Origin of the sequence: Myxococcus eversor, from assembly GCF_010894455.1 — a bacterium.
Taxonomy (GTDB): Bacteria; Myxococcota; Myxococcia; order Myxococcales; family Myxococcaceae; genus Myxococcus; species Myxococcus eversor.
Genome location: NZ_JAAIXY010000019.1, coordinates 50,994 through 75,999, shown reverse-complemented (window position 1 = coordinate 75,999; position 25,006 = coordinate 50,994). Strand labels below are relative to the sequence as shown.

The 25,006-nt window shown below is 68.3% G+C and carries 21 protein-coding genes; 16 read left to right on the top strand and 5 right to left on the bottom strand.

The window, feature by feature from the left end; genetic code table 11:
* Nucleotides 1–52: 52 nt before the first annotated feature.
* On the top strand, nt 53–343 hold the full coding sequence (locus G4D83_RS32640; protein ID WP_163868785.1) for a hypothetical protein: 291 nt from the start codon (nt 53–55) through the stop codon (nt 341–343).
* A gap of 87 nt (nt 344–430) precedes the next feature.
* Here G4D83_RS32640 and G4D83_RS32635 read toward each other — a convergent pair whose 3' ends face one another.
* Both G4D83_RS32635 and G4D83_RS32630 read right to left on the bottom strand, forming a co-directional pair.
* Nucleotides 431–1,231 carry an NAD(P)H-dependent oxidoreductase gene (locus G4D83_RS32635; RefSeq protein WP_163868784.1) on the bottom strand — a complete coding sequence of 267 codons (801 nt, stop codon included), beginning with the start codon at nt 1,229–1,231 and terminating at the stop codon, nt 431–433.
* Nucleotides 1,228–2,256, bottom strand: a complete 1,029-nt coding sequence (locus tag G4D83_RS32630) for a zinc-dependent alcohol dehydrogenase family protein (protein WP_163868783.1) — start codon at nt 2,254–2,256, stop codon at nt 1,228–1,230. Before G4D83_RS32630 ends, G4D83_RS32635 begins: the two co-directional genes overlap by 4 nt.
* A 74-nt stretch (nt 2,257–2,330) precedes the next feature.
* On the opposite strand from G4D83_RS32630, the gene G4D83_RS32625 reads away from it, so the two are divergent.
* Together G4D83_RS32625 and G4D83_RS32620 are read left to right on the top strand one after the other, a co-directional pair.
* A complete protein-coding gene (locus G4D83_RS32625; RefSeq protein WP_141640352.1) occupies nt 2,331–2,675 on the top strand; it encodes a winged helix-turn-helix transcriptional regulator in 345 nt (114 codons plus the stop codon).
* 161 nt (nt 2,676–2,836) lie between these two features.
* The gene (locus G4D83_RS32620) at nt 2,837–4,459 is read left to right on the top strand and encodes a Na+/H+ antiporter (protein ID WP_163868782.1); all 1,623 of its coding nucleotides are present in this window, start codon (nt 2,837–2,839) and stop codon (nt 4,457–4,459) included.
* A gap of 36 nt (nt 4,460–4,495) precedes the next feature.
* Here the strand turns inward: G4D83_RS32620 and G4D83_RS32615 are convergent, their stop codons facing one another.
* Complete coding sequence (locus G4D83_RS32615; protein ID WP_240356838.1) at nt 4,496–5,977, bottom strand: hypothetical protein; 1,482 nt, start codon at nt 5,975–5,977, stop codon at nt 4,496–4,498.
* Nucleotides 5,978–6,369: 392 nt separating this feature from the next.
* On the opposite strand from G4D83_RS32615, the gene G4D83_RS32610 reads away from it, so the two are divergent.
* Nucleotides 6,370–7,023, top strand: coding sequence for a M1 family aminopeptidase (locus tag G4D83_RS32610; RefSeq protein WP_163868780.1), 654 nt, complete (start codon nt 6,370–6,372; stop codon nt 7,021–7,023).
* A 132-nt stretch (nt 7,024–7,155) separates the two neighbouring features.
* Nucleotides 7,156–9,669: a spermine/spermidine synthase domain-containing protein gene (locus G4D83_RS32605; RefSeq protein WP_163868779.1), complete on the top strand. Its 2,514-nt coding sequence runs from the start codon at nt 7,156–7,158 to the stop codon at nt 9,667–9,669.
* A 55-nt stretch (nt 9,670–9,724) separates the two neighbouring features.
* On the opposite strand, the gene G4D83_RS32600 is transcribed toward G4D83_RS32605, so the two are convergent.
* Nucleotides 9,725–11,029, bottom strand: coding sequence for a hypothetical protein (locus tag G4D83_RS32600; protein ID WP_163868778.1), 1,305 nt, complete (start codon nt 11,027–11,029; stop codon nt 9,725–9,727).
* 135 nt (nt 11,030–11,164) lie between these two features.
* Here G4D83_RS32600 and G4D83_RS32595 point away from each other — a divergent pair, with 135 nt between their 5' ends.
* Together G4D83_RS32595 and G4D83_RS32590 are read left to right on the top strand one after the other, a co-directional pair.
* On the top strand, nt 11,165–12,301 hold the full coding sequence (locus tag G4D83_RS32595) for a hypothetical protein (protein WP_163868777.1): 1,137 nt from the start codon (nt 11,165–11,167) through the stop codon (nt 12,299–12,301).
* 96 nt (nt 12,302–12,397) lie between these two features.
* On the top strand, nt 12,398–12,646 hold the full coding sequence (locus tag G4D83_RS32590; protein WP_163868776.1) for a hypothetical protein: 249 nt from the start codon (nt 12,398–12,400) through the stop codon (nt 12,644–12,646).
* Here G4D83_RS32590 and G4D83_RS32585 read toward each other — a convergent pair.
* The gene (locus G4D83_RS32585; RefSeq protein ID WP_163868775.1) at nt 12,643–13,401 is read right to left on the bottom strand and encodes a 2OG-Fe(II) oxygenase; all 759 of its coding nucleotides are present in this window, start codon (nt 13,399–13,401) and stop codon (nt 12,643–12,645) included. The two genes, G4D83_RS32590 and G4D83_RS32585, sit on opposite strands and share 4 nt — an antisense overlap.
* Nucleotides 13,402–13,571: 170 nt before the next feature.
* On the opposite strand from G4D83_RS32585, the gene G4D83_RS32580 reads away from it, so the two are divergent.
* From G4D83_RS32580 to G4D83_RS32540, 9 genes are all read left to right on the top strand, one after another.
* A complete protein-coding gene (locus G4D83_RS32580; protein WP_163868774.1) occupies nt 13,572–14,753 on the top strand; it encodes a sensor histidine kinase in 1,182 nt (393 codons plus the stop codon).
* Complete coding sequence (locus G4D83_RS32575) at nt 14,750–15,556, top strand: LytR/AlgR family response regulator transcription factor (RefSeq protein ID WP_163868773.1); 807 nt, start codon at nt 14,750–14,752, stop codon at nt 15,554–15,556. Before G4D83_RS32580 ends, G4D83_RS32575 begins: the two co-directional genes overlap by 4 nt.
* A gap of 276 nt (nt 15,557–15,832) precedes the next feature.
* Complete coding sequence (locus tag G4D83_RS32570; protein ID WP_163868772.1) at nt 15,833–16,585, top strand: LolA-like protein; 753 nt, start codon at nt 15,833–15,835, stop codon at nt 16,583–16,585.
* Between the two features lie 118 nt (nt 16,586–16,703).
* A complete protein-coding gene (locus G4D83_RS32565; RefSeq protein ID WP_163868771.1) occupies nt 16,704–18,074 on the top strand; it encodes a TolC family protein in 1,371 nt (456 codons plus the stop codon).
* Nucleotides 18,062–19,219, top strand: a complete 1,158-nt coding sequence (locus G4D83_RS32560; RefSeq protein ID WP_163868770.1) for an efflux RND transporter periplasmic adaptor subunit — start codon at nt 18,062–18,064, stop codon at nt 19,217–19,219. The genes G4D83_RS32565 and G4D83_RS32560 overlap by 13 nt, the downstream gene beginning before the upstream one ends.
* A gap of 22 nt (nt 19,220–19,241) precedes the next feature.
* Entirely contained in the window at nt 19,242–22,403 is a 3,162-nt protein-coding gene (locus G4D83_RS32555) for an efflux RND transporter permease subunit (protein ID WP_163868769.1), read from the top strand.
* A gap of 65 nt (nt 22,404–22,468) precedes the next feature.
* Entirely contained in the window at nt 22,469–22,942 is a 474-nt protein-coding gene (locus tag G4D83_RS32550) for a TPM domain-containing protein (RefSeq protein WP_163868768.1), read from the top strand.
* Nucleotides 22,939–23,568 carry a LemA family protein gene (locus G4D83_RS32545; protein WP_163868767.1) on the top strand — a complete coding sequence of 210 codons (630 nt, stop codon included), beginning with the start codon at nt 22,939–22,941 and terminating at the stop codon, nt 23,566–23,568. Before G4D83_RS32550 ends, G4D83_RS32545 begins: the two co-directional genes overlap by 4 nt.
* Nucleotides 23,562–24,953, top strand: a complete 1,392-nt coding sequence (locus G4D83_RS32540) for a TPM domain-containing protein (protein WP_163868766.1) — start codon at nt 23,562–23,564, stop codon at nt 24,951–24,953. The genes G4D83_RS32545 and G4D83_RS32540 overlap by 7 nt, the downstream gene beginning before the upstream one ends.
* Nucleotides 24,954–25,006: the final 53 nt, after the last annotated feature.

Here is a 25,006-nt window from a genome sequence, read left to right as displayed (position 1 = left end):
GATTGATAGGGTTGCATTTGTCATATCGATACTCTTTAACAAGGAGCGCACGATGATGCTGTCCCGTTGGGTCGTGGGAATTTCCGCGCTGCTGGCCTGCGCTTGCGGTGGACCGGCTCCCGAGCAGTCCGCGGAGGGCGAAGCCGCCCCCGATGTGAGCACGGTGGAGCAGCACGCGGAGCCGCCCGGTGGTGGGGAGCGCTACGGCGAGCACCGGACCTATTACACGAGCGCGGCCAAGACGACCTGGGCGGGCGCGTGGCGCTACGACTGTGAAGGGTACGTCACGCAGTCGGGCCAGGTGACGCCGTACTACACGGACATCCGGTTCATCTGTCCGTAGTCGCTCGGCCAGCGCGGGGGAGCGCATGAGCGCGCTCCCCGCGATGTCGGAGTCCCCGCCGGGCTGGTTTCGACCTGGCCACCCCGCTCATCTGAGCGGAGACTGTTCGCCCGGCGCGTGCACATGGATGCCCGTGCCCGAGGCTCCTTGGCCGAGGCCGGGCTTGAGCACCTGCTGGCCATCGTAGTACCCACCGTTCTGCGTTCGGAACGCAATGGGCGCGTCCGTGAACAAGCCGTCCAGCCGTGCCTTGTACGCCTCCGCGATGGGGGGCCACTCCTCGGCTTTCAGGCGGTCGACCTGGTACGCGGTGAAGGGCGGCAGCACCTCCATGCCGGGATAGAAGAGCACCCCGTGCTGGATGGGGAAGAGGAGGTCGTCCAAGGCTCCGTTGACGCCACGCTCGGAGTAGTGCGGCGCGCGCCCGCCGATGGTGACGGACAGCATGGCGCGGCGACCCGCCAGCGTACCCTCGCCATAGCGGTCTCCCCAGCGTTCGCCTTCATGCACCCCCACGCCATAGGCGAAGCCGGCGGCGAAGACGCGGTCGACCCAGCCCTTCATGATGGCGGGCATCGAGAACCACCACAGCGGGAACTGGAAGAGGACCGCCTGGGCCCAGAGCAGCTTCTCCTGCTCGGCCGCGATGTCCGGGCTCTGCGAGCCGTCAGCGAAGGCACCCTTCGATGCCAGTCGATAGGTCAGCTTCTCCCCCGCCTGATGGTGGAGGAAGTCACCGCCATCGGCCGTCGCCTTCCAGTCCATGGCGTAGAGGTCGGAGACACGCACCGCATGGCCCCGCGCGGTGAGGTGGCTCACGGCGAGGTCCTTCAGGGCCCCATTGAGTGATTGTGGCTCCGGATGGGCGTAGACAATCAGGACGTTCATGGCGCGGTCCGGGTGTCGGTGCTCACGACGACCTTGCCCAGGTGCTGTCCGCTCGCGAGGTGCTCCCAGGCGGCGCGCGCCTCGTCGAAGGGGAACACGCGGTCGATGACGGGCCGGATGCCCGTGCGCTCCAGCGCGGCGACGAAGCGCTCGAACATCGACACCGAGCCCACGTAGACGCCGTGCACCGTCTGCCGCCGGTGGAAGACCGAATGCAGGTTCACCTCGCCGCGCCCGCCGGTGAGCACGCCGAGCATGCTCATGGAGCCGCCGTAGCGCAGCGCCAGGGAGGACTGGTCGAAGGTGGCCTGGCCTCCGACGTCGACCACGAGGTCCACGCCGCGCCCGCCGGTGAGCGCCTTCGCGCGTTCGCCCCACTTCGCGTCGGCCCGGTAGTCGATGACCTCCTCGGCGCCGAGCTCTCGCAACCGCACTGCCTTGTCGGCGCTGCTCGACGTCATCAGCACCCGCGCGCCCGCGGCCTTCGCCAGTTGCAACGCGAACACCGAGACGCCGCCCGAGCCCTGGAGCAGCACCGTCTCTCCCGGCCTCAGCGACGTCACCTCGAACAGCGCCTGCCACGCCGTCAGCCCGGCGCACGGGAGCGTCGACGCCTCCTCGAACGAGTACCCCGCGGGCATCCGCACCCAGCTGTGCTCGGGCAACACCACCTCCTCCCGGAGCATGCCGTCCGCCCCGGAGCCGCCGAGCGCGCTGGCGTGGTGCGCATCACTCAGCTCCCCGTCCACCCAGTGGGGGAAGAAGCTGGCCATCACCCGGTCGCCCACCTTCCAGCGCGTGACGCCCGGGCCGACCTCGATGACCTCTCCCGCGCCATCGGAGACGGGCACGCGCGGTGCCTTGAGGCTCTTCTCCGCGCCCTTCGCGATGAGCACGTCGCGATAGTTGAGTGACACCGCGCCCACGCGCACCTTCACGTCACGCTCGCCCACGCTTGGCGATGGACGCTCGGCCCTCGTGAGTGCCTCGAACCCCGGCTTCGGCTGCAGTTCCCATGTCTTCATGGTGCAGAGGTACGATTCAGGTTATTTCTTCGCAAGTACGCACAAGTTTGATGAGTACGCACAAAAAGGGAACCATGGCCCGGAAACGTGACGACGACTCGAAGACGAACTGCGCCGTGGAAGCGTCCCTCGGTGTCATCGGCGGGCGGTGGAAGGGCGTGGTGTTGTACTGGTTGCTCAAGGGCACGCATCGCTTCGGGGAGCTGCGCAAGCGGTTGCCGAACTGCAGCCAGCGCATGCTCACGTTGCAGTTGCGGGAGCTCGAGGAGGACGGGTTGGTGAAGCGCACCGTCTACGCCGAGGTTCCGCCGCGCGTGGAGTATGAGCTGACCGCCTTCGGCCGCTCCCTGGAGCCGGTGCTGATGGGGCTGCGGGAGTGGGGGGAGAAGTACAAGCGCCGGCTGCAGCGCGCGGCGTGAGGGCGCGGGGCTCCGAGCGGACGCGGAGCGTCCTCATGGCTGCGCCGCGAACTCCATCGACCATCGACGAGTACCGGACGCATCCGTGAGCGTCGCTTGTGTGTCAGCGGGCGGGGAGCGCAAGGTGTGGGCCCGGAAAGGTCCTCTGCGCTTCGTTCCGCATGCACGTCTTCGAAATCATCATCGCGATGCTGCTCGCGGGGGCGGGCCTCACGGTGCTGTCCCGCCGCATCGGGACTCCCTACCCGGCGATGGTGGCGCTCGCCGGGGCGGGCCTGGCGCTTGTCCCCGGTACGCCCACGCTCGACCTGGACCCCGAGCTGGCGCTCACGCTCTTCGTCGCCCCCGTGCTGTTGGATGCCGCGTTCGATGCGTCTCCTCGCGACCTCCGGGCCAACTGGCGCGCCGTCACGGGGCTGGCCATCGGGGCTGTCGGGCTCACCATCCTCGTCGTCTCAGTGGTGGCGCGCCTCTTGGTCCCCGACATGTCCTGGGCCGTCGCCATCGCGCTCGGGGCCATTGTGGCGCCTCCCGATGCGGCGGCCGCGACAGCGGTGCTCAAGCAGCTCCGCCCGCCGCATCAGCTCCTCGTCATCCTGGAGGGAGAGAGCCTCTTCAATGACGCGAGCGCGCTGCTGGTCTACCGCCTCGCCGTCGGGGCGGCGCTCGCGGGGACGCTGTCACCGGTCAGCGCCATTCCATTGCTGCTGGTCGTCACGGTGGGCAGTGTGGCACTCGGGTTCGTGTTGTCGCATGTGGTCCTCCGGGTGAACGCGCGGATTCACGACGTCGCCACCGCCGTGGTCGTCCAGTTCTGCGGGACGTTCGCCGTCTGGATGCTCGCGGAGCGGCTCCACCTCTCTGGCATCCTCACCGTCGTCGTCTTCGCGATGTTCCTGGCCCGGCGTGCCGCGGATGTCGTTCCGGCGCGCGTCCGCCTCCCGTCCTACGCGGTCTGGGACTTCGCGGTGTATGCGCTGAACGTGCTGGCCTTCATCCTGGTGGGCTTCCAGTTGAAGGAGATTCTCCTGCGCCTCGATTCCCCCACGCTATTCAAGTACACCGGAGTCGCCGCGGCCGTGTGCGTCGCGGCGATGGTCGCGCGCATCGTCTGGGTCTCGGCTGCCGCGGCGCTGGGCCGCTGGCTGCGCCGTCCGAGCTTGAAGGGCGCGCCAGGGCGGTATGACGGAGTCAGCCTGTCGAGGCGCTCGGCGGCGGTCGTCGGGTGGTGTGGCATGCGAGGGATTGTGACGCTCGCGGCGGCGCTGGCGCTGCCCGCGGGCGGGGCGGACGGGCCGGAGTTTCCTCACCGTGACCTGGTCTTGTTCACGGCGTTCTTCGTCGTGCTCGCGACGCTCGTCGTGCAAGGGATGACGCTGCGTCCGCTCATCAACCTGCTCCACCTCGAGGATGACGGCTCGGTGGAGCGAGAGGTCCAGTTCGCCCGTGCCGAGACGTTGCGCGCCGCGCTGGACGCCACGTCCACGCAGTCCGGCGAGGAGCTGTCGAGTCTGTTGCGCAGGCGCTACGAGGTCCTGCTCCGGCGCGCCGAGGCGGACCTGGCCAGTGGCGATGCCACGTCACCTGGGAGCGCCTCGGGCGACAGTCGTGTTTCGGAGGCCGACGCGGACACCATTCGCCGGGTCACCTCGGCCGAGCGGCAGCGGCTCCTCGCGCTGAGAGCGGACGGCACCATCGGAGACGCGGCCTTCCAGCGCATCGAGCAGGAGCTCGACCTGGAGGAGCTGGAGCTGCATCAACTGACGGGCCTGCAATCGGAGTGAGGAGGGCCGAGGCCTCGAGACCCCCGGCCCCACGCCTCAGTAGTTCCAGGCGGTGCAGTCGGTCGTCGTGCGCGTGACGAACTCGGCCAGCGTGCGCAGGTTCCGGACGAACGTGCTGGTGTCGAGATAGTCGCCCGGCGTGGAGCCACTTCGCGGGCCGCTCGGGCTGTAGGTCGTGAGCCACTTCTCGTTGTTCACCGTCGCGTCGACGGCCTGCGCCGTGTCGGCGCGGAGCTGCTGGCACGTGCGCTTCATCACCGTCGTGTCGCTCGCCAACCGGTCGTACTCCGCGCGGAGGGCGGCGAGCTGCGAGGGGACCTCCCACGCGTAGTTCTGGTAGGTCGGCGGCGCCTGGGAGAACCGGACCGGGTAGCCGCCGGGCTTCACCGTGAAGAAGCCGAGGTTGGCTGGAGCGGTGTCGTCCAGTTCGATGTAGCGGTGGATGAGCGTGTCATTCGCATGGTCCACGGATTCCAGATAGGTGAGCGCGGTGCCGACGGCGTCGTGGTTCGCCGGAACGCTCGGGTCCAACTGGTAGAGGCGAAGCAGCGCCCACATGACGTCCTGGCTCTCCTGGCCGGCGATGGCTGGGACTTCCCAGTTGCGAGCCCAGCGCGGCTGCATCTGGATGTCATATTGCTGCGCCCAGGCGGGCTGCGGCTGCGGCAGCTGCGCGCGGCGAAGGAAGCCGCCGAACGCGGTGCGCATGGCCTGATAGGTCGCGGCTCGCGCGGGATAGACCTCCCGCGCCCAGTTCAGCATCTCCACGAAGGCCGTCGCGAGGTTGTCGTTCAGCGTCGGGTCATCCCAGTACTCGTGGGTGTAGACGTTCGCGTAGCAGTGGGCGAGGCCGCACGACGTTCCAATGGAGGGCGGGTAGCTGGCCGTGAGCGCGGGCCGCGCGGCGACCGGACCGGCGAAGCCTTGGGGAAAGCCGCCATGCGTCGGGAACTGAGAGGTCTCCATCCGCGCGCGGGCATAGGACGAAGCCTCGGAGATGGCCGTGTTCGCGAACCCGAGGAGCTGGTCTGCGCGCATCATGGAGATGAGCGCGTTCTGGGTGGTCTGGTCGTCGTAAATCGTCGTCGTGCAGCCACCGCAGCCGCAGCTCGCCGTGGTGTGGCGGTAGCACGCCGCCAGCGTCGGAGTCGCCTTGAAGTCCGCGTAGAGCCGCCAGCCTCCCGATTTGACCTGTCCCTGGCGCAGCGCCAAAGCCGCGTCCGTTGCATAGGTCTTGAGTGCCGGGGTGGCCGGGTCGGCGAGGGCGGCCTCGACGAACGCGACGACCACGTCCGAGGTGCCGGGCGACTGAATCATGATCTGCTCGTCGTCGAGCTGGATGTCGCCCCAGCGCTCGCTCAGGTTGTCGGCATGGTGATGCCACGCATACCCGCCGTGGCGCGCCACCTGGTCGTGGAAGTACTTCGCCGCGTTCCTCATCCGGCCGAGCGCCTTCGCCCGGAGCGGAGTCGAGGCCGCCTGGACCGCCTCTTCGGGCCGGGTCGCTTCACCCTCCATCTCGGGTTCCATCGGTGCGCAGGCGAATGTGGAGAGGAGCGGGAGGAGCACGACCACGGAGAGTCTTCTCATCCGAGCCACGCTAGTGGATTGCGTGTGACCCCCGCACCGCCGAATCCGCGTGCGGCCACGTTCAAACTCTCTTGGGATGGGAACTGTGCTCGACTCTCGAAGCTGTCGTAGGTCATGCCAGTGCATGGGCTGGCATCCGGGCGGTGGGGGGATGTCGCACGGGTTGGCGCTCATGACGTGGCCGGAGGAGAGCCTCCAGATGCGTCCAGCACCGGGCTCCGGGAAGTCCAGGTCTGCTCCACGCCAGGGGAGGGTGGAGCCGGTATCTGCCGGGCGAGGAGGAGGCCGCGGTCGCGGGCACGCTCCACCTGCGTGACGCGATGGACTTCTTCGAGACCCGCTATGGGAAGTTTGTCTTTGGCGACAAGGCGGGCTCGGTGTCGGCGAACTTGGGGCCCAAGGCCAAGGGGGGCATGGAGCACCATCCGTTCTGGCACGTGGCCTCGCCGTCGATGGGGGACCGCCTGGTGCATCACCACGAGGCGGCGCATGGCTGGTATGGGAATGGCGTGCGCATCCAGTGCTGGGAGGACTTCGTGCTCTCGGAGGGGACGACGGACTACCTCACGGCCCGCGCGGTGGGCGCCACCGAGGGCGAGGCCGCGGAGGCGAAGCTGTGGGAGTCGTGGCGCAAGGACCTCGAGAAACTGGTGGCCAGGCGCGACACGGTCGTCCTTCCGGATGCCACGTGCAATGCGATTGAGATGAGCACGCACCCGCTCGCCTCCCCGCTGCCCTACCTGAAGGGAAGCCTCTTCCTCCACGAGTTGGAGAAGCAGGTGGGCACCGCCGCCCTGGATGGGGCGCTGGCGCGCTTCTACCAGCTCCATGTAGGCAAGGCGGCGCGCATGCAGCAACTGCTCGACTTCGTGAAGGCGGAGACGGGGCATGACCCCGAGCCGCTCGCGCGGGCGTGGCTGCGAGGGCTGGGGGTCCCCGGTGCTCGCCCCCTGACGTCGGGACAGACACCGTGAGCGAGGAGGGCTGCCGGTCGGGCATCCGCCACCCACCTGGCAAGCTGCCTGCCCCCTCCTGATGGTCCTGGGGAGAAGTCCCGCTTCTCCCCTATGCTCCAGGTCCCCACCGGGAAAGGACACGTCGTTACCATGCAAGAGCGTTTGGCGGGCACGTCGATGCGGGCCATGAGCCTGGGATTCGGTCTGGTCGCGGCCAGCATGTTGACGGCCCAGGTGGTGCTCTCGCGTTTGTTCGCGGGGACGATGACCTACTACTACGCCTTCATGCTCATCTCCCTGGCGATGCTGGGGTTGGCCTCGGGTGGGCTCCTGGCGCGGCTGGCCCATCGCTTCTTCACGCCCGAGCGGATGCTGCGCCACGTGGCGGTGCTGAGCCTGCTGGCGGGCATCTCCGGCTTCCTGGGCGTCCTGGGGATTCTCGCCCTGCTGCCGTACGTGAAGTTCGGAGGCGCCTTCCGCGTCTACGCGCAGGAGTTCTGGTCCCTGGCGGCCATCTTCTGGTGCGCCTTCCCGCTGTTCCTCTTCGGCGGGCTCGTCGTCTCGCTCGTCCTGTCGCACAACCGCGAGCGCTTCCACCGGCTCTACGCGGTCGACCTGGTGTTCGCCGCGCTGGGGTGCATCGTCGCGGTCTTCCTCCTGGATGTGAGCACGCCGGTGGAGGTCATGCTCGGCACGGTCTGCATCCTGCCGATGGTGGCGGCCATCCTGTTCGCGCTGGCGGGGGGGCTGCGCACCACCTCGCTCGTGTCGCTGGGGTTCACCCTGGCCTTCGTGCTGCTCGGGACGTTCCTCACGCAGGTCCCCTCCATCGCCAGGCCGCCGCACGTGAGCTGGCTGGGGGCGCCCACGGTGGTGTCGGAGTGGAACTCCATCTCCTCCGTCCGGGTGCACCCCACCCACTTCTTCACCTGGTCCCTGAGCGGGAACTACGCCGGGCGGAAGTTCCGGATGATGGACCTGCTCATCGACGGCCTCGGGGGGACCCAGATTGTCGAGTTCAATGGCAATCCCGAGGCGCTCTCCGCCTACACCTATCTCGACTACGACCTGACCGCGCTCGCGCACAAGCTGGTCCCCGCCGAGGGACGGCAGCTCATCATCGGCCCGGGCGGCGGCGTGGATATCCTCCAGGCCGTGCGCAAGGGGCGCAAGGACATCACCGCGGTGGAGATCAACCCGCTGGTGGCGAGGGTGGTGAATGAGGACCTCGCGAGCTTCTCCGGCCGGCCCTACCACCTGCCTGGGGTCGACCTGCACATCGAGAACGGGCGGACGTTCGTCAAGCGCTCCCGCGAGCTGTGGGACCTCATCACGCTCACCTGGGTGGACACCGGAGGGAGCGCGACGGCGTTGGCGTTCAGCGAGAACTACCTCTACACGGTCGAGGCCTACCAGGACTTCTTCCGGCACCTGACGCCCGATGGCTACATGGGCTTCCTGCGCGCGCTGGGCTCCAGCGAGGTGGTGCGCATCGACTCGATGCGGGGCCTCACGGTGGCGCGCGAGGCGCTCGAGAAGCTGGGCATCCAGGATGTGGGCAAGCACATGCTGGTCGCGGCCGTGGCGAGCCCCCATTTCTCGCGTCCCATGTGCTTCGTGTTGGTGAAGCGCTCGCCCATCACTCCGACGGACGTGGCGACCACGCGAGCGCATCTCGATGCGATGGGCTTCCAGGCGCTCTGGTTGCCGGACGGCTCGCTCGATGTGGCCTCCATCCCCAAGCCCTTCACGGGCTGGGGGCGGTTGATTCACGACATCATCACCACCCCGGACCCGGCGCGGTTGTGGGCGGAGGGGCCGTTGGACATCGCCCCCGCCACCGACAACAACCCGTTCTACTTCGTGGAGCGCGCGGGCCCCTCGCGGGCGGCCGGCATCGGCGTGGTGGAGTTGCGGCGCCTGGTCTTCATCCTGTTGGCGCTGGTGGTGCCCTTCCTGGTGCTGCCGCTCTTCCAGTTGGCCCGGCAGACCGAGCGGTTGGGCAGGTCGGACTGGGCCTCGCTCGGCTACTTCTCGCTGTTGGGCGTGGCCTTCATGCTCGTGGAGATGGAGTTCTTCCACGTCTTCGCGCTCGTGCTGGGGAGCCCCACCATCACCTTCGCCACGGTGCTGGCCAGCATGCTGGTGGCCAGTGGAGTGGGGAGTCTGTTCGCGCAGCGGCTCGCACGTGCGCGGCCGGTCATGATGGGTGGGCTCTTCCTCTTGCTCGCCGCGGGGCTGGGGGCGTTCCTGACCTTGAAGGGCCCGGTGCTGGAGGGCGTGGTGGGACTGCCGCTCTCCACGCGCATCCTCGTCACGGCGGTGCTCATCGCGCCGTTGTCGTTCCTGATGGGGATTCCCATGGCCCTGGGCATGTCGCTCATCAGCGCCCGGAAGGATTTGGTGCAGTGGGGGTGGGCGCTCAATGGCGCGTTCTCCGTGCTGGCCAGTGCCGCCGCCATCTTCGTGGCCATCCACTTCGGAACGGCTGTCACCTTCGCTCTGGGCACCGCCTGCTATGTGGGCGCGGGCGTCCTGGTCTGGGTGATGCGTCGGACGCAAGCCCCGGAGAGCGGAGAGAAGGCGCCGCCCGGCGAGGACACGGGCATGGGGCCGCTCTCCGTTCAGGATGCGCCCAGGCCGGCGGCCCAGTCCCAGGCGTAGCGGGACGCCCGCGAGGGCCTCATCCCTTGGCGACTGGCGGGTGGGTCATCACCGGCTAGTACCTGGCCTTCTTTCGAGGCTTCATCCCGGGATTCTTTTCGGGATCGAGCGCGTCTGCCTTCCGCTTCAAGGAGCCGGGGACCGGGGCCTGGTAGGTGATTCTCAGGGTCGGGCACTTGAGGTGGAAGCCCGTGAGGGTCTCGATGCCATGCAACGCCTCGTTGCAGGTACGGCAGAGAATGAAATCCCGCCGGAAGGCCTTGAAGGCGAAGGGGTCCTTGCGCCGCAGGATTTCGACGATGACACCGTTGTGGTCACTGTAGGCATAGACCTTCTCGCCAATCTGGGTGAACTTGTCGGTGAGCCCGTGGAAGACAAACGCGGGTGAATAGTCTTCATCCGTCGTGTCGCCCCCCACGACCTTGTTGTCCTTGATCTTCGCGGCGACATGACGCGTACAGGCGATGTCGAAGTGCGTGTCGAACCCGCTGTTGGTTCCCGAGATGCTGCAGATGTCATGGCCTCCGAATTTCACGAGCTCCTGTTGCTGGCCGTGGATGCTGGACACCCAGTCGCCTCCACCCAGCTCCCCTCGCAGGGTGTTCTGCACGAAGCCGGAGCTCTTTTGATTCGTGTCTCCAATCAGGAGGTCGAGCTCCTCCTCCCCTGTTGAACGACGCGCATTGTTCTTCAGGTACTCCACGACCTTCGTCTTGTTCGCACAGATGTTGTTGGGCGTGTGCACGAAGGCCACCAGCCAGCCCATGACCGTCAAGGTCATGCAGATGGCGTCTGCGTCCTTGTTGCTCTTGAGCGTCTTGTCGTAGCGATGGATCTTCAGGTCGAACGAATTGAATTCGGTGTGTTCGTTCAGGAGCACCGTGAAGCGGTGGCGGGAGTCACCCGTGGGGTTCATGCCATAGACGACCTTGTAGCCATTGAAGATCTTCCCCTTCAGCTCCTTTCCATGGAGTTCCCCGAGCACGATGATGTCGGGCTGTCGGCAGGTGCCTTCATCCACCTCCGTTCGATTCATCGTGCTCTTGACGATGGTGTCGATGACACCTTCCAGGAACTCAAACAGCTTGTCCTCGTCCTTCGTCTTCTTGAAGCTCATCGAGAGTGACTTGGAAGAGGAGTCGTTGGCGAACTCCACTTCCATCTCCTCCTCGACGATCTTGTTCAGGGAGGGGTCGAAGACGGGAACGTGGAAGCCCACCTTCTTGCTGACCTTGTCGATGTCGTAGACCTTGTTGGCGTTCTTCTGGGCCCGGTGTTTGAAGGAGTTGCCGCTCAGGACGGAGTTCGCCGAGTTATCCGTGTTTCCGACGGACTCCAGTGATTGATAGACAATCAGCATGCGATGCTCCTTCGAGCGGGCTCCGAGGGTCTTGAGCTTCAGTATATCTTCGACGCTCCGCCGAAGTCGTCCAGGGCCGACCCTGCTCGTCTTTGGTGCATCGCCGCTCTACACTGCCTCCCTACTGGAGGCTGGATGCACCCGAAGCGACTTCACCGGTTCCCCTCGACGACGGTGTTCTCGCTGCTCGTCGGGGTCGCGCTCGCCTGCTCCGCGGGTTGCTCGGGCGATGACGCGTCAGGCGTGGACGTGCCCAACCCGCTGACCAACCCCAAGGACGGCCCACCCGCTGGCAATCCGAACGCGGAGGCCACGTGCACCGTACCCGCCGAGGCGGGTCTCGCCGATGTCTCCAGACCCACCACCGTCGTCGGGACGGGAACGCCTGCGAGCTGCACCAGCGCCGCCTTCGTCGACGCCGTGGCCCGGGGCGGAGTCATCACCTTCGATTGCGGACCGGAGCCCGTGACGCTCACGCTCGACAGGACGGCCAAGGTCTTCAACGACAAGGGACCGGACATCGTCATCGACGGCAAGGGGTTGGTGACGCTCAGCGGGGCGGGCAGGCACCGCATCCTGTACATGAACACCTGCGACCAGAAGCAGGTGTGGACGACCTCCCACTGCGACAACCAGGACCATCCCCGGTTGACGCTCCAGAACCTCACGTTCGTGGATGCCAGTTCGAAGACGGAGTCGGAGTTCGACGGCGGCGGGGCGGTCTGGGTGCGCGGCGGGCGGGTGAAGGTCATCAACTCCCGCTTCTTCAACAACGCGTGCGCCGATGTCGGGCCTGACGTCGGTGGTGGCGCGCTTCGGGTGTTCAGCCAGTACAACAACCTGCCCGTCTTCGTGGTGAACACGACCTTCGGTGGCAAGGAGGGCTACGGCGGGGTCTGCTCCAACGGTGGCGGCATCAGCAGCATCGGCGTGTCGTGGACCCTCATCAACAGCCTCTTCTCCCACAACAGGGCCATCGGCAACGGCGCGAATCCCGCGGGTCCGGGCACCCCGGGCGGAGGCAGCGGCGGCGCCATCTACAACGACGGCAACAAGATGACGCTGTCACTCTGCGGCACGCGAATCGAACACAACGAAGTCAACGCCCATGGCAGCGCCATCTTCTTCGTCAGCAATGACCATTCGGGCGACATCCGCATCGACCGCTCGGTCATCCGGAACAACCGGGGTGGGTCCTGGTACGTGACGTACCCGCAGATCTCCAATCACACGGACACGCCCATCGCGGTCACCCACTCGACGATTGAGTGAGGGGCTTTCACTCGCACTCGCCGCCAGGTTTGTCCTGTCGTCGGAAAGCTGTCTATCCTGGCAAGGCAGCACAGACCTTCGAGCCAGGAGAATGACATGCGAGTGGCAATCATTGCCGGACTGATGGCGGTGGGGCTGATGGCGGGTTGTGGTGGCGCGGAGGCAGGGGAGGAGTTCGTCAGCCAGGAGGACCCGGGGCAGGTCGAGCAGGGCGTGACGCGCGCGGAGTGCATCAACGCCTGTGATGCGAAGTGGTACCAGTGCATCTACGGCGGTGGCGGCACGCCGCGGCCCACCTGTGACAGCTACAAGGCGTTCTGCATCTCCCAGTGTCCCCCGGCCTAGGGACGCGGCGGAGCCCAGATGGCGCTGTGGGCCTCCGGTGCGTCGGGGGACTCCTGCGCGGTGTAGAAGTAGGCCGCGATGGCCGCGCGCCCCCGCCCCTCGGGACACTCCAGTGGGGTGGGGTGGCCATGCCAGTGCGTGTCGCCATGGGCCATCACGACCAGGCGGTCCAGCCGCGGCGCGATTCGCGTCTCGCACCGGGAGAGGTCGGCGTTCCACAGCTCCAGGTCACCGCCCCAGGCGGACTCCCATCCGGGGTTCAGGTAGTAGAGGACGGTGAGCCGCCGTGAGAGCGCGCGGAAGCGGTCGCGGTTGAAGTCGGCGTGCAGCGCGAGGTGGCCTCCGCGCAACGTGAGGTGCAGCCCGGCGCCCCGGAAGTGTGGGTCCGCGATGAGCCCTTGCACGCCGGTGAGCGTCTCCAGGAAGTCGATGAACGACATGCTGGAGAACTCCGACAGCAGGTGCCGGAGCGCTCCAGGTACATCCTCGAACGCCTTGCGTTGAAGCTGTCCCAGGCGTGCCGCCTGTTCCTGGTGGTCGCGGCGCTTCCAGTGGGCGTCGGTGGCTCCCGGGAAGACTCCGGCCAGCCCGGACGCCAGCGGTTCCCCCAGGAAGCCATCGATGACGACGTGGGGATGAGGCCGTGCGGCGCCGTAGCTGTCGCGATGGGCGAGCGCGAGCGCTCGCAGCGCTGTCCGGCCGAGAAAGAAGCTGGGACCCCGCAGCGGGCCTTCTTCGAGGGTTGCGACGCTCACGGATGCTCCTCCACTACCACATGCCTCGAGCGCCGACGCGCCGCCCGCCAGCCGAGCAGGATTCGTGCTCCCCAGGCAAGGCTGCAAGCAGGCCCGTTCGCTGCACGCCGGAGCCCGTTGGCTGCTCCCGCTCGGACGGGGCCTGGGTTCGGGCGTAGGATCCACTGGCCGTGGAATCCACCTCTCCCGCCGCGAGTTCCGTCCTGTTGTCCTCCGCCGAGACGCTTCGGCCGGCTCCCTCCGCGTCCGCGTTGCCCCAGCTCGTGCGCGGCCTGCCGTGGTTGATGCTCATCTTCGCGGTGCCGGGCATCATCACCGCGAGCCACACGTGGTTCTACGCCCAGGCCAAGGACCCCACCTACCCCTTTGCCCGGGCGCTGGTGATGCAGGTGCCGCCCTGGCAGTACTGGGCGCTCGTCACGCCGCTCATCCTCGCGCTGGGCCGGCGCTTTCGTCTGGAGCGCGGCGTCTGGCACCGGAGTCTCGCGGTCCACCTGACCGCCCTCGCCGCGGTCATGGTTCCCTACTCGACGCTCATCTACTTCCTCTCCCGGGCCGTGGGAGAGAAGTTGATCAGCGACGGCACCCTGGGCCAGCTCCTGCCACTGCTGATGGCCAAGTACGTCGTCACGAGTCTGCTCGTCTACGGCGTCATCGTCGCCATCGGCTCCGCCGTCGAGTACCACCGCCGCTTCCGCGAGGGCGAGCTGGCCCAGTCCCAGCTCGAGACGCGCCTGGTCCACGCGCAGCTCGATGCCCTGCGTGCCCAGCTCCATCCGCACTTCCTCTTCAACACGCTCAACGCCATCTCCGTCCTCGTGCGCAAGCAGGACACCGCGGGCTCCATTCGCATGCTCACCGGTGTCAGCGAGCTGCTGCGCATGGCGCTCAACAGCACCGGCCGCCAGCTCGTCCCCTTCCACGAGGACCTCGACTTCCTGGAGCGCTACCTCGACATCGAGCAGACCCGCTTCCGGGACCGGCTCCAGGTGGTGCGCGACATCGACTCCGCCGCGCTTGGCGCGCTCGTGCCCAGCCTCATCCTCCAGCCGCTGGTGGAGAACGCCATCAAGCATGGCCTCGCCACCCGCTCCGGCGCCGGGCGCGTGGAGCTGCGCGCCTCGCGAGAGGGGGCGCGGCTGGTGCTGGAGGTACTCGACGACGGCCCCGGGCTCGTTCCTGGCTGGGACCGTCATGACGGCTGCATCGGCGTCGCCAACGTGCGCGCCCGCCTGAACCAGCTCTACGGCGCGGGCCACGTCTTCACGTTGGAGAACCGCGCCGGAGGCGGTGTGCGCGCCCGACTGGAGCTTCCCTTCCAGGCCGCTTCGGCGGAGGCGCACGCGACATGAACGCCGCCGTCGCCATCCGCACGCTCGTCGTGGATGACGAGCCCCTCGCGCGCGAGGGATTGCGCCTGCTGCTGGCCACGGACCCCGAGGTCAGCGTGGTGGGCGAGGCAGGCAACGGACCGGAGGCCGTGCGCCTCATCCGTGCGCAGCGGCCGGACCTGGTCCTGCTGGACGTCCAGATGCCGGAGCTCAACGGCTTCGAGGTGCTCTCCCACCTGGGCCCGGGCGAGGTGCCCGCGGTCATCTTCGTCACCGCGTATGACCGCTACGCCCTGCGCGCCTTCGACATCCACGCGCTCGACTACCTCCTCAAGCCCTTCCGGGATGACCGCTTCCACGACGCCATCGGCCGCGCCAAGGCTCAAATCCGGCTGGCGCGGATGTCCGACCTCAGCCATCGGTTGATGTCCGTGCTCTCCACCTACGGCGAGCGTGATGGCGCTCCCGCCCCGGCGCCCGCTCCCGCGCCGACCGAGAAGTGGGTGCGCCGGCTCGCCATCCGAGACTCGGGCCGCGTGGTGTTCCTCGACGTGGACGAAATCGAATACATCGAGGCAGCCGACTACTACGTGCAGATTCACGCGGGCGGAAAGGCCTACCTCCACCGCGAGACGATGCAGGGCCTGGAGGCGCGCCTGGACCCGGAGCGATTCATGCGCATCCACCGCTCGGCCATCGTCAACTCGAGCCGCATCCGCGAGCTGCGCAGCGAGGGCCGCAGGGACCTCGTCGTGGTGCTCACCGGTGGCGCGGAGTTGCGCGTCGCTCGCAGCCACCGCGAGAAGTTCCAGCACCTGCGCTGAGCCGCGAGACACGCGGCACGGACTCTTGCCCGTTCGCCACGACTCCGTGACGTGCAATGGCGTCCCGGTGCGATGTCGCGCCCCTGGTGGTCCGTTCACCGCTCCTCGTCAGTGACCGGGATTCCGGCGATGTGGCGCCGCGCCCCGCATGGCCCGTTCGCCGCACGGTGGTGCCGGTTCGCCGCATGTCCGTCCCCACCGGCTGAACACTCCGCCCGCGCCGCGCTCGCGAGGGCACTGTGCCTCCCGTCACCCAGTCACCCACGGAGGCACTCCATGCCGCGCAGGTCTCTTGTTTCCTCGTTGCTCGCCCTCGGTCTGACGTTCGCCCCCGCCCTCGCCACCGCTGGCGAAGGTGCCGAGTGCACCCAGGGCAAGTTGTCGCTCCAGACGGTCATCGACAAACACCTCAAGGCCCTGGGCGGCAAGGAGCGGCTCAAGGCCGCGAAGTCCTACCAGTTCACCGTCGTCGCCACGGAAGGCGACACCGTCACCACCACCACCGTGCGACGGGCCCGCCCCAACCTCGTGCGCCACGACACCGTCACCAACGGCACTCAGGTGACCAAGGTGTTCGACGGCAGCCAGCTCTGGATGGTGGAGGGCTCGGCCGCGCCTCGACGGGTGGAAGGGGAGAAGAACAAGGTGATGGCGGAGGGCGCGTTCTTCGACGACGCCCTGCTGGACCCGAAGGCCCGGGGTGTCGCGCTGGCGATGGACGGTGTGGAGGAGGTGAACGGCGCTCCCTCGTTCAAGCTCGTCCTCACCCGTGGCTCCACCACCGAGGTCCGCTTCATCGACCAGAAGTCCTTCCTGGAGGTGCGCCGCACCTACGCGGGAATCCACGAGGGCAAGCCGTACAACAAGGCCATCACCTACTCCGACTTCCGCACCGTGGATGGCATCACGGTGAGCCACCGCCTGAAGTGGGAGGGCGACGGCCAGCACGGTGAGAAGGTCGTCCAGGACGCCCGCTACGACGCGCCCATCGACGCCTCCATCTTCAAGCTGGCGCCCCCGCGCAGCTAGCCGCACCGCATGCCCGTGCTCCCGAGCGTGCCCTCCGCGCTCTCGGGAGTGCCAACCCCACCCGGGACGGGAGCGCGGCTTCGCGCGGTGGTTCCCTTCCTCCATCCACGTCTGGCGTATGGCAACCACTTCCGTCCTTCTCCTCGCGCTCGTCGCCGCGTCGGTTCAGTCCGAGTTCCCTCCCGTCGTCGTCCCACCCAGGGTGGAGGACGCGATGCTCGCCCCCGTCCCCGCCGTCGCGCAGCGGGTGACGACCTGGGATGAAGCGCTGGCCCTGGTGCGTGAGCGGTCCACGGATCTGCGCGGCGTGGAAGCAGGGGTGTGGCGCGCGAGTGGCCGGTGGCGCCAGGCGCTGTCGGCGCTGCTGCCCAACGCACGGGTCCAGGCCAGCGTGGCCCTGGACGTGCTCAACCCCGACACGCCCGCGGTGGTGAACCCGGGCCTGGGGACGGGTGCTGGCGCGAACGGGCGCACGCCCACGGTGCCGCTGGGCACCGTCACCGGGACGCTGACGCAGTCGGTGGTGGACCTGGGCGCGTGGAGAGGGCTGTCGTCCGCCAGGGCCTCGGAAGAGGGCGCGGTGGCGAGCCTCCAGGATGTACGGCGTCGCCTCACGCTGGGACTGGCGCAGGCGCTGGTGGCCACCGTGGCCGCCGAGCGCGCCGCCGAAATCAACCGCGTGGGCCTGCGCCGGGCCCTGGAGAGCGCGGCCCTCACCCAGCGCACCTTCGAGCTGGGCGCGGGCACGCCGTTGGACGTGGTGCGCGTGAGTCAGGACGTGGCGGTGGCGCGCGGCGTGCTCATCGCGGGTGACGAACGACTGCGTCAGGCCCGCGAGGCGCTGGGGCTCTCGTTGGGCTTCGGCCACGCCGTGGGCGTGGACTCGACCTTCAACCTCCAGGGGCTGGTGGAACGGACGCGCCAGGAGTGCGCGCCGCTGGAGCGCCTGGACGCGCGGGCGGATCTGCTGGCGGCGCGTGCGCAGGTGGAGTCCGCGCGTGACAGCCGGCGTCAGGCGTCCGCGGGCTACCTGCCCACGCTGGGCATCTCCAGCACCCTCCTGGGGCTCACCACGGACCCGGGCTTCGGCCGGTTCGCCACCTGGAATGTCGCCGCCGTGCTGTCGGTGCCTCTCTGGGAGGGCGGCGGTCGCGAGGGCCTGGTCCGTGAGCGCACGGGCGTGGAGGAGCAGGCAGCGGCGGCGCTGGAGAGCGCGCACCGCGACGTGGTGCTGGAGGTGACCCAGGCGCGGCGCGGCGTGGAGGTCGCCGAGGCGCTGGTGAAGACGGCGGTCGAGTCGAGAGAGCTCGCGGAGCGGACCGACAAGCTCACGCGTCGTGCTTTTGAAGTGGGCCGTGGCAGCAGCCTCGAGCTGGTGCAGAGCGGAGCGGCCCTTCGCCAGGCGGAGCTGAACCTGGTGCTGCGTGAATTCGAGCGAGTCCAGGCACGCCTGGCCGCATTCCTGACGGAGGCCCGGTGCGACTGGTGAAGTGGGTGCGTCCCCTCGAGGCGCTGAAGAAGTCGGTGTGGCGTGTGGCAGTGGTTGCGACGGTGGCGGGTTGTTCGGGGCAGAAGGCCGCCCCGGCGGCGGCTCCTCCTCGCGAGGTGGAGGTGGTGGTGCTGGCTCCCCAGGAAGTGCGGGACACCAGCGAGTACCTCGGCTCACTGTTGTCACGGCGAAGCGTCACGGTGCTGCCACAGGTGGCGGGCTCCGTGCGCCGCATCCCCGTGCGTCCCGGACAGCAGGTGGAGGAGGGCGCGCCGCTGGTGGAGGTGGACGCGAGAGAGGAGTCGGCCGCGCTCGACAGCGCCCAGGCCCAGCTCAGCTCGTCACAGGTGAACCTGGAGCTGTCTCGCCGCACGCTGGCCCGCACGCAGGCGCTTCATGGAGAGGGCCTCGCGAGTGAGCAGGAGTTGGAGGGTGCCCGCGCCCAGGTGCAGGCTGCCGAGGCCGCCGCGCGCTCCTCCGCCGCGCAGGTGACGCAGCGCCAGGTCCAGCTCCAGCTCAACGTGGTGCGTGCCCCCTTCGCTGGCACCGTGGGTGACGTGCTGGTGCGGGTGGGCGACTTCGTCGGTGCCTCCACGGAGCTGACCAGCGTGGCCCAGGCGGATGTCCTGGAGGTAAGCGTCTCGGTGCCGTCGTTCCGCGCGCGCTCGATGAAGCCCGACACGGTGCTGGAGGTCCTCGACGCCCAGGGCAGGGTGGTGCTCACCAGCACCGTCTTCTTCATCGCGCCCCAGGCCGACCCTCGCACCCAGTTGGTGGAAGTGAAGGCCGCCTTCCGCAACACCGTGGGCCTGCGTCCCAGTGAGCTGGTGCGCACGCGCATCGTCTACTCCCAGCGTGATGCCCTGCAGGTTCCGGCGCTCGCGGTGGTGCGCCAGAGCGGCCAGCCCTTCGCGCTGGTGGTGCACGAGGAGGGTGGCAGGGCGGTGGTGGCTCGCCGCCCCATCACCCTGGGGCCGCTGGGGGACAGGACCTATGTCGTGGAGGGAGGCCTCAAGGCGGGAGACCGCGTGGCCGTCTCAGCCATCCAGGCCCTGCGAGACGGCATGCCCGTGACGTTGAAGGCCGCCGCGTCCTCACCCCGCGCGGAGGCCGCGCGGAACACCCCTCACGAGAGCCCGCGCTGAGCGCAGGGGACCCAAGCGCACCATGTTCATCGACTTCTTCATCCGCAGGCCCGTCTTCGCCATCGTCTGCTCCATCCTGTTGACGCTGGTGGGGGCCATCGCCATCCCCACGCTGCCCATCGCCCAATACCCGGACCTGGCTCCACCGCAGGTGACGGTGACGGCCAACTACGTGGGCGCCAGCGCCGAGGTCGTGGAGAGCGCCGTCACGATACCCCTGGAGCAGGAGCTCAACGGCGTGGAGGGCATGCGCTACATCACCTCCACCAGCAGCAACGATGGCTCCAGTCAAATCATCATCACCTTCGAGTCCACCCGCGACATCGAAGTGGCCGCCGTCGACGTGCAGAACCGGGTGAGCCGCGCGGCCGCGCGCCTGCCCTCGCAGGTGAACCAGACGGGCATCGTCGTCAACAAGGCCTCCAGCCAGATTCTGTTGTCCGTGGCGCTCTTCAGCCCGGACGACCGTTACGACGTGAGGTTCCTCAGCAACTACGCCGACGTGAATCTCAAGGACGCCATCAAGCGCGTGAAGGGCGTCGGTGAGGTCCGCATCTTCGGTGAGCGAAAGTTCTCCATGCGCCTGTGGTTGGACCCCACGGAGCTGGCGCGGCGCAAGCTCACCCCGCAGGACGTGACGCGTGCGTTGCAGGAGCAGAACCTCCAGGTGGCCGCGGGCCAGGTGGGCCAGCCGCCCTCCGCGGCGAACCAGCCCTACCAGCTCGCGGTGCGCGCCCGGGGACGCCTGGTGGAGCCGGAGGAGTTCGGTGACATCGTCCTGATGCGCCAGCATGACGGCAGGAGCGTGCGGGTGAAGGACGTGGGCCGCGTGGAGATGGGCGCGGAGAACTACAGCACGCTCTTGCGCTTCGACGGGAAGCAGGCCGTGGGCATCGTCACCTTCCAGCTCCCCACCGCCAATGCGTTGGACGTGCGTGACGCCGTCTTCAAGGAGCTGGAGCGACTGTCCGCGCAGTTCCCCCCGGGCATGACGTACCGGACGGGCACGGACACCACGCTCGCGGTGCGCGCCACCGTCCACGAGGTGCTCCGGACGCTGGTGGAGGCGATTGTCCTCGTCATCCTGGTCATCTTCCTGTTCCTGCACGGCTGGCGCAGCGTGCTCATCACCGCCCTCACGCTTCCCGTCTCGCTGGTGGGCACCTTCGCCTTCGTGCGGTTGATGGACTTCTCCATCAACACCCTCACCCTGTTTGGCCTCACCCTGGCCACGGGCCTCGTCGTCGACGATGCCATCGTGGTCATCGAGAACATCGAGCGACTCATGGTGGAGCGGAAGCTGTCGGCGGAGGAGGCCGCTCGCGAGGGAATGAAAGAGGTGTTTGGCGCGGTCATCGCCATCTCCATCGTCCTGGTGGCGGTGTTCGTCCCGGTGGCGCTCTTTCCTGGCACCACCGGCGCCATCTACCGGCAGTTCGCGCTGACCATCGCCGCGTCGGTGGCGCTCTCCACCTTCTGCGCCTGCACCCTCACGCCCGCCTTGAGCGCGCGGCTGCTCGTGCATCACTCGGGCGAGAAGTGGGTGCTCTTCCGCAAGGTGGACCAGGTGCTCGACGGAATTCGCGTCGTGTATGGCCGGAGCCTGCGCGGGTTGCTCAAGCGCCCGGTCATCCTCCTGGTGGCGTTCTTCCTGTGCATCGGCGCCACGCTGGCGCTGGTCCGGGCCACGCCCAAGGGCTTCATCCCCGACGAGGACCAGGGCTACCTGCTCGTCTCCGTGCAGGGACCGGAGGGGACGTCGCTGGCCGAGACGGAGAAGGTGATGGAGCAGGTGGAGGAGGTGCTGAGGGCGCAGCCGGAGGTGCGCGCCATCTTCGCCAACGGCGGATTCTCCTCCCATGGCACGGGCCCCAACATGGCCAACATCTTCGTCCCGCTGAAGTCGTGGGATGAGCGCCCGGGGAAGGACCAGTCGGTGGCCGCATTGGTGGAGCGGCTGCGCGAGCCCTTCGGGCGCATCGAGGGTGCGCGGGTGATGCCCTTTCAGCCTCCGGCCATCCGGGGCGTGGGCAGCGTCGGCGGCTTCCAGTTCATGGTCGAGGACGTCGCCGGTACCGCCTCGCTGGACCAGCTCGCCAACACGGTCCAGGAGCTGATGACCCGGGGCAACGAGGAGGGGCAGTTGCGCGGCGTCTTCACGGGGTTCAACGCGGACACGCCGCTGCTCGACGTGGAGGTGGACCGGCAGAAGGCCAAGGCGCTGGGGGTCCCCATCGAGCAGATCTTCAGCACGATGCAGGTCTACATGGGCAGCCAGTACGTCAACGACTTCAACTACGCGAACCGCGCGTACCGCGTCTATGTCCAGGCCGAGCAACAGTTCCGCGACAGCCCGAGCGACATCGGCGCCTTCTACGTGCGCAGCGACAGCGGGGACATGATTCCGTTGGAGTCACTGGTGAAGGTGGAGCCCATGGTCTCCGCGCAGGGCATCCGGCACTACAACCTCTTTCGCGCGGTGGAGCTGAGCGGCCAGCCGGCGCCGGGCGTGTCCTCCGGTCAGGCCATGGACGCGATGGAGGCGCTCGCCGCGCAAGTCCTGCCGCAGGGAATGAGCGCGGAGTGGACGGGCATCAGCCTGGAGCAGCGGCAGAGCGGTGGAGAGACGCTGGCCATGTTCGGCCTGGGGCTCTTGTTCGTGTTCCTGGTGCTCGCGGCGCAGTACGAGAGCTTCAGCCTGCCGTTCGTCATCATCCTCTCCGTGCCCCTGGCCATCCTGGGCGCCCTGGGCCTGCAGTGGATGCGGGGGTTCGCCAACGACGTGTTCTGTCAGCTGGGGCTCGTCATGCTGGTGGGCCTGGCGAGCAAGAACGCCATCCTCATCGTCGAGTTCGCGGAGCAGCTGCGAAAGGGCGGCAAGAGCGCCGTCGACGCGGTGGTGGAGGCGGCGGAGGTCCGCCTGCGTCCCATCCTCATGACGTCGCTGGCCTTCCTGCTGGGCGTGGTGCCGCTGATGACCGCCCAGGGCGCGGGCGCCGCCTCGCGCAACTCGCTGGGGACGGCCGTGTTCGGCGGCATGCTCGTGTCCACGGTGGTGAACTTCGCCTTCATCCCTGGCCTGTATGTGCTGATGCAGAAGCTGCGCGGCGATGCGCGGCGTCCTGTCGGTGAGGCGGGTGTCAGGCCTCGAAGCGAGGAGCGACTGGTCGAAGGCCAGGGCTGACCCGCCACGGACGCCAGCCATCGCGCGTCGCGCGCACCACCGTTCGCGCCCTGGTTGGCGGATGCTTGCTGGCATATCCTCCCGCGATGGTCTGGCCGTGGTCTCGTTCGAAGCGGATTCTGGGGAAGGCGCAGGAGGCGGAGCTGGTGGACGCCATCCGCCGCGCCGAGTCTGGCAACCGGGGAGAGGTGCGCATCCACCTGGAGCACACCTGTGAGGGCGGCAATGCCTTGTCCCGCGCCAGGCTCCTCTTCGCGCGGTTGGGCATGCGTCGCACCGCGAAGGACACGGGCGTCCTGCTCTACGTGGCAGTGAAGGACCGCCAGGCCGCTGTCTACGCGGGCCGGGGTGTCCATGGCGCGGCGCTGCCGGGCTTCTGGCAGGAAGTGGTGGACCTGGTGGCCAAGGGCTTCCGTGAGGACGCGGCCGTCCCCGGACTGGTGTCGGCGGTGGAGCGCATTGGCGAGTTGCTGCGCACGGCGGCCCCGGGGCTCGATGTCTCGGGGAACGAGCTGCCGGACCAGGTGAGCCAGTCATGAGCACGTCGCAGCGCACCCAGGGCGCGCCGCCGACACACGTGGCCTATGACGACGTCAACGAGCTCATCGCCACCGCCACGCGGCTGATGCAGAAGGACGCCGCGCCGGAGACGCTCACGGCGGAGGACTTGCGGCGCATTGGCGCGGAGCTGGACATCCCCGCGCGCTACGTGGACCAGGCGTTGGAGACCCTGGCACGTCGCCGCGAGGAGCAGGTCCAGGAGGCCCGCGCGCGCGAGGAGCGCTCACGGCTTCGGTCGGTGAAGCTGCGTCGGGGTGCATGGGTGGGGGCCGCGCTCATGGGGCTGCTGGCCGTGTCGGGACTCGTGGTGCGCAATGGCCTCACGTCCTCGCTGTCGGAGGTGGCGCGGCAACGGGCCCAGGTGCGCAACGTCCTGGAGCGTCGCGAGGCGCTGCGCGCGCGGAAGGACACCCTCACTCCCGGGCCTGAGCGCGACGCGGAGCTGTCCGGCGCGGACAACCGCGTGTCCCTGGAGCAGCGCAGGTATGACGAGCGCGCCGCGGGCTACAACGCCTCCGCCGCGTCCTTTCCTTCCGGCTGGGTGGGGCGCCTGAGCGGCCTGCCGTCCGCACTGCCTCTGTCGTCGGAGATCTCCACATGGTGAAGGCCGCCCTGCTGACGCTGTTGCTGCCCGCCGTGCTGCTGGGCTCCTCGCCGACCATCGAGCGGCCCGTGACGGACGCGCACGGGATGTTGAGCGCCCAGGAGAAGGAGGCCGTCGCCCAGTCCCTGGTGGCGTTGCGATCCGAGCAGCAGGTGCAGCTCGCCGTCCTGCTCGTGCCCACGACGGAGGGCCAGCCCATCGAGGACTTCGCGGCGCGGGTCTTCCAGACGTGGAAGGGGGGCGAGGCGGGCAAGGACAATGGCGTCCTGCTCGTCGTGGCGCGCGATGACCGACGGATGCGCCTGGAGGTGGGCTACGGCGTGGAGACGCGCCTGACGGATGGTGAGGCGCGGGCCCTGTTGGATGCGCAGGGGCCGCTCATGCGTGAAGGCCGGCTCGCGGATGCGCTGCTGGCCATCGTCGCGGGGGTGCGGGAGCAGGTCTCGGAGACGGAGCCGCTGGCACCTGTCGCGGAGGAGCACTCCGGGCATGTCCATGACCCCGCGGATGAACCCGAGCCCGCTGATGCCCGCCCGCTCGTCTACGGGATGCTCGTCTTGAATCTCGTATTGGGCGGACTGCTGGCCCGCGCGAAGCTCGGCTCCATCCTGCTCCGGTGGAAGGAGGCGGGCGTGCGGCCTGGATGGACGGCCCTGAGCCCCGAGGACCGAAGCGTCGTCTCCCGCGGAGCGATGTTCGCGGGAGGCGGCATGGGCCTCGCGGGCGCGCTCGCGGCGGCCCAGGGGCTCTCACCCCTGGGAGTGATGCTCGGGTGTGTGGTGATGCTGGCCCTGGTGTCCTGCGGGTGGCATCAGTGGCTGTGGGGCGCATGGCCCTGGGGCGTCTCGCTGCTGCTCGCTCCCATCGGCCTCGTCATCCTCAACGAGTCCGAGAAATACCCTCACACGGACCTGCCGGTGTTGCTGGGGTTTGGATCCATCATGTTGATTTTCGCGGCGACCCCGCTGCTCGTCGGCACGCACATGCTCCAGGGCATCCTCGAAGGGCTGGAGCCGCACTTCCGTCGGGCGGTCCGGGCCTCCTCGGGACCTCGTCCCGCCTCCTCCAGCGGGAACCAAAGTCCCACCAAGAAGAAGCGATACAAGAAGGGGAAGCGACGCGCCGGCTCGGGAAGGCGAGAGCAGTTCCAGGGCGCGGAACCGTCTCGCCCGGTCAGCAGGAGCAGCCGGCCCTCGTTCCTCTCGGCCTTCTTCTCCTCCCTGTTCTCGTCTTCGGGGTCTTCGTCCTCGTCCTCGTATTCTTCTTCGTCTTCCTCGTTCAGCAGCAGCTCGTCGTCCTCGTCGTCATCCTCTTCCTCCTCGTCTTCTTCCTGGAGTGGCGGAGGTGGCTCTTCGGGCGGTGGCGGGGCGAGCAGCTCCTGGTAGTCGCCGCCTTCTTCAAATAGGCATCGCGCTGCACTAGAAGAGTTCCCAGGAGT

Coding starts and splice junctions, on each gene's coding strand:
- G4D83_RS32605 (WP_163868779.1), top strand. CDS start 7,156: ATGCAAGAGCGTTTGGCGGGCACGTCGATGCGGGCCATGAGCCTGGGA.
- G4D83_RS32540 (WP_163868766.1), top strand. CDS start 23,562: ATGGTGAAGGCCGCCCTGCTGACGCTGTTGCTGCCCGCCGTGCTGCTG.
- G4D83_RS32640 (WP_163868785.1), top strand. CDS start 53: ATGATGCTGTCCCGTTGGGTCGTGGGAATTTCCGCGCTGCTGGCCTGC.
- G4D83_RS32610 (WP_163868780.1), top strand. CDS start 6,370: ATGGACTTCTTCGAGACCCGCTATGGGAAGTTTGTCTTTGGCGACAAG.
- G4D83_RS32630 (WP_163868783.1), bottom strand. CDS start 2,256: ATGAAGACATGGGAACTGCAGCCGAAGCCGGGGTTCGAGGCACTCACG.
- G4D83_RS32565 (WP_163868771.1), top strand. CDS start 16,704: ATGGCAACCACTTCCGTCCTTCTCCTCGCGCTCGTCGCCGCGTCGGTT.
- G4D83_RS32615 (WP_240356838.1), bottom strand. CDS start 5,977: ATGGAGGGTGAAGCGACCCGGCCCGAAGAGGCGGTCCAGGCGGCCTCG.
- G4D83_RS32545 (WP_163868767.1), top strand. CDS start 22,939: ATGAGCACGTCGCAGCGCACCCAGGGCGCGCCGCCGACACACGTGGCC.
- G4D83_RS32590 (WP_163868776.1), top strand. CDS start 12,398: ATGCGAGTGGCAATCATTGCCGGACTGATGGCGGTGGGGCTGATGGCG.
- G4D83_RS32575 (WP_163868773.1), top strand. CDS start 14,750: ATGAACGCCGCCGTCGCCATCCGCACGCTCGTCGTGGATGACGAGCCC.
- G4D83_RS32595 (WP_163868777.1), top strand. CDS start 11,165: ATGCACCCGAAGCGACTTCACCGGTTCCCCTCGACGACGGTGTTCTCG.
- G4D83_RS32620 (WP_163868782.1), top strand. CDS start 2,837: ATGCACGTCTTCGAAATCATCATCGCGATGCTGCTCGCGGGGGCGGGC.
- G4D83_RS32555 (WP_163868769.1), top strand. CDS start 19,242: ATGTTCATCGACTTCTTCATCCGCAGGCCCGTCTTCGCCATCGTCTGC.
- G4D83_RS32570 (WP_163868772.1), top strand. CDS start 15,833: ATGCCGCGCAGGTCTCTTGTTTCCTCGTTGCTCGCCCTCGGTCTGACG.
- G4D83_RS32600 (WP_163868778.1), bottom strand. CDS start 11,029: ATGCTGATTGTCTATCAATCACTGGAGTCCGTCGGAAACACGGATAAC.
- G4D83_RS32635 (WP_163868784.1), bottom strand. CDS start 1,231: ATGAACGTCCTGATTGTCTACGCCCATCCGGAGCCACAATCACTCAAT.
- G4D83_RS32625 (WP_141640352.1), top strand. CDS start 2,331: ATGGCCCGGAAACGTGACGACGACTCGAAGACGAACTGCGCCGTGGAA.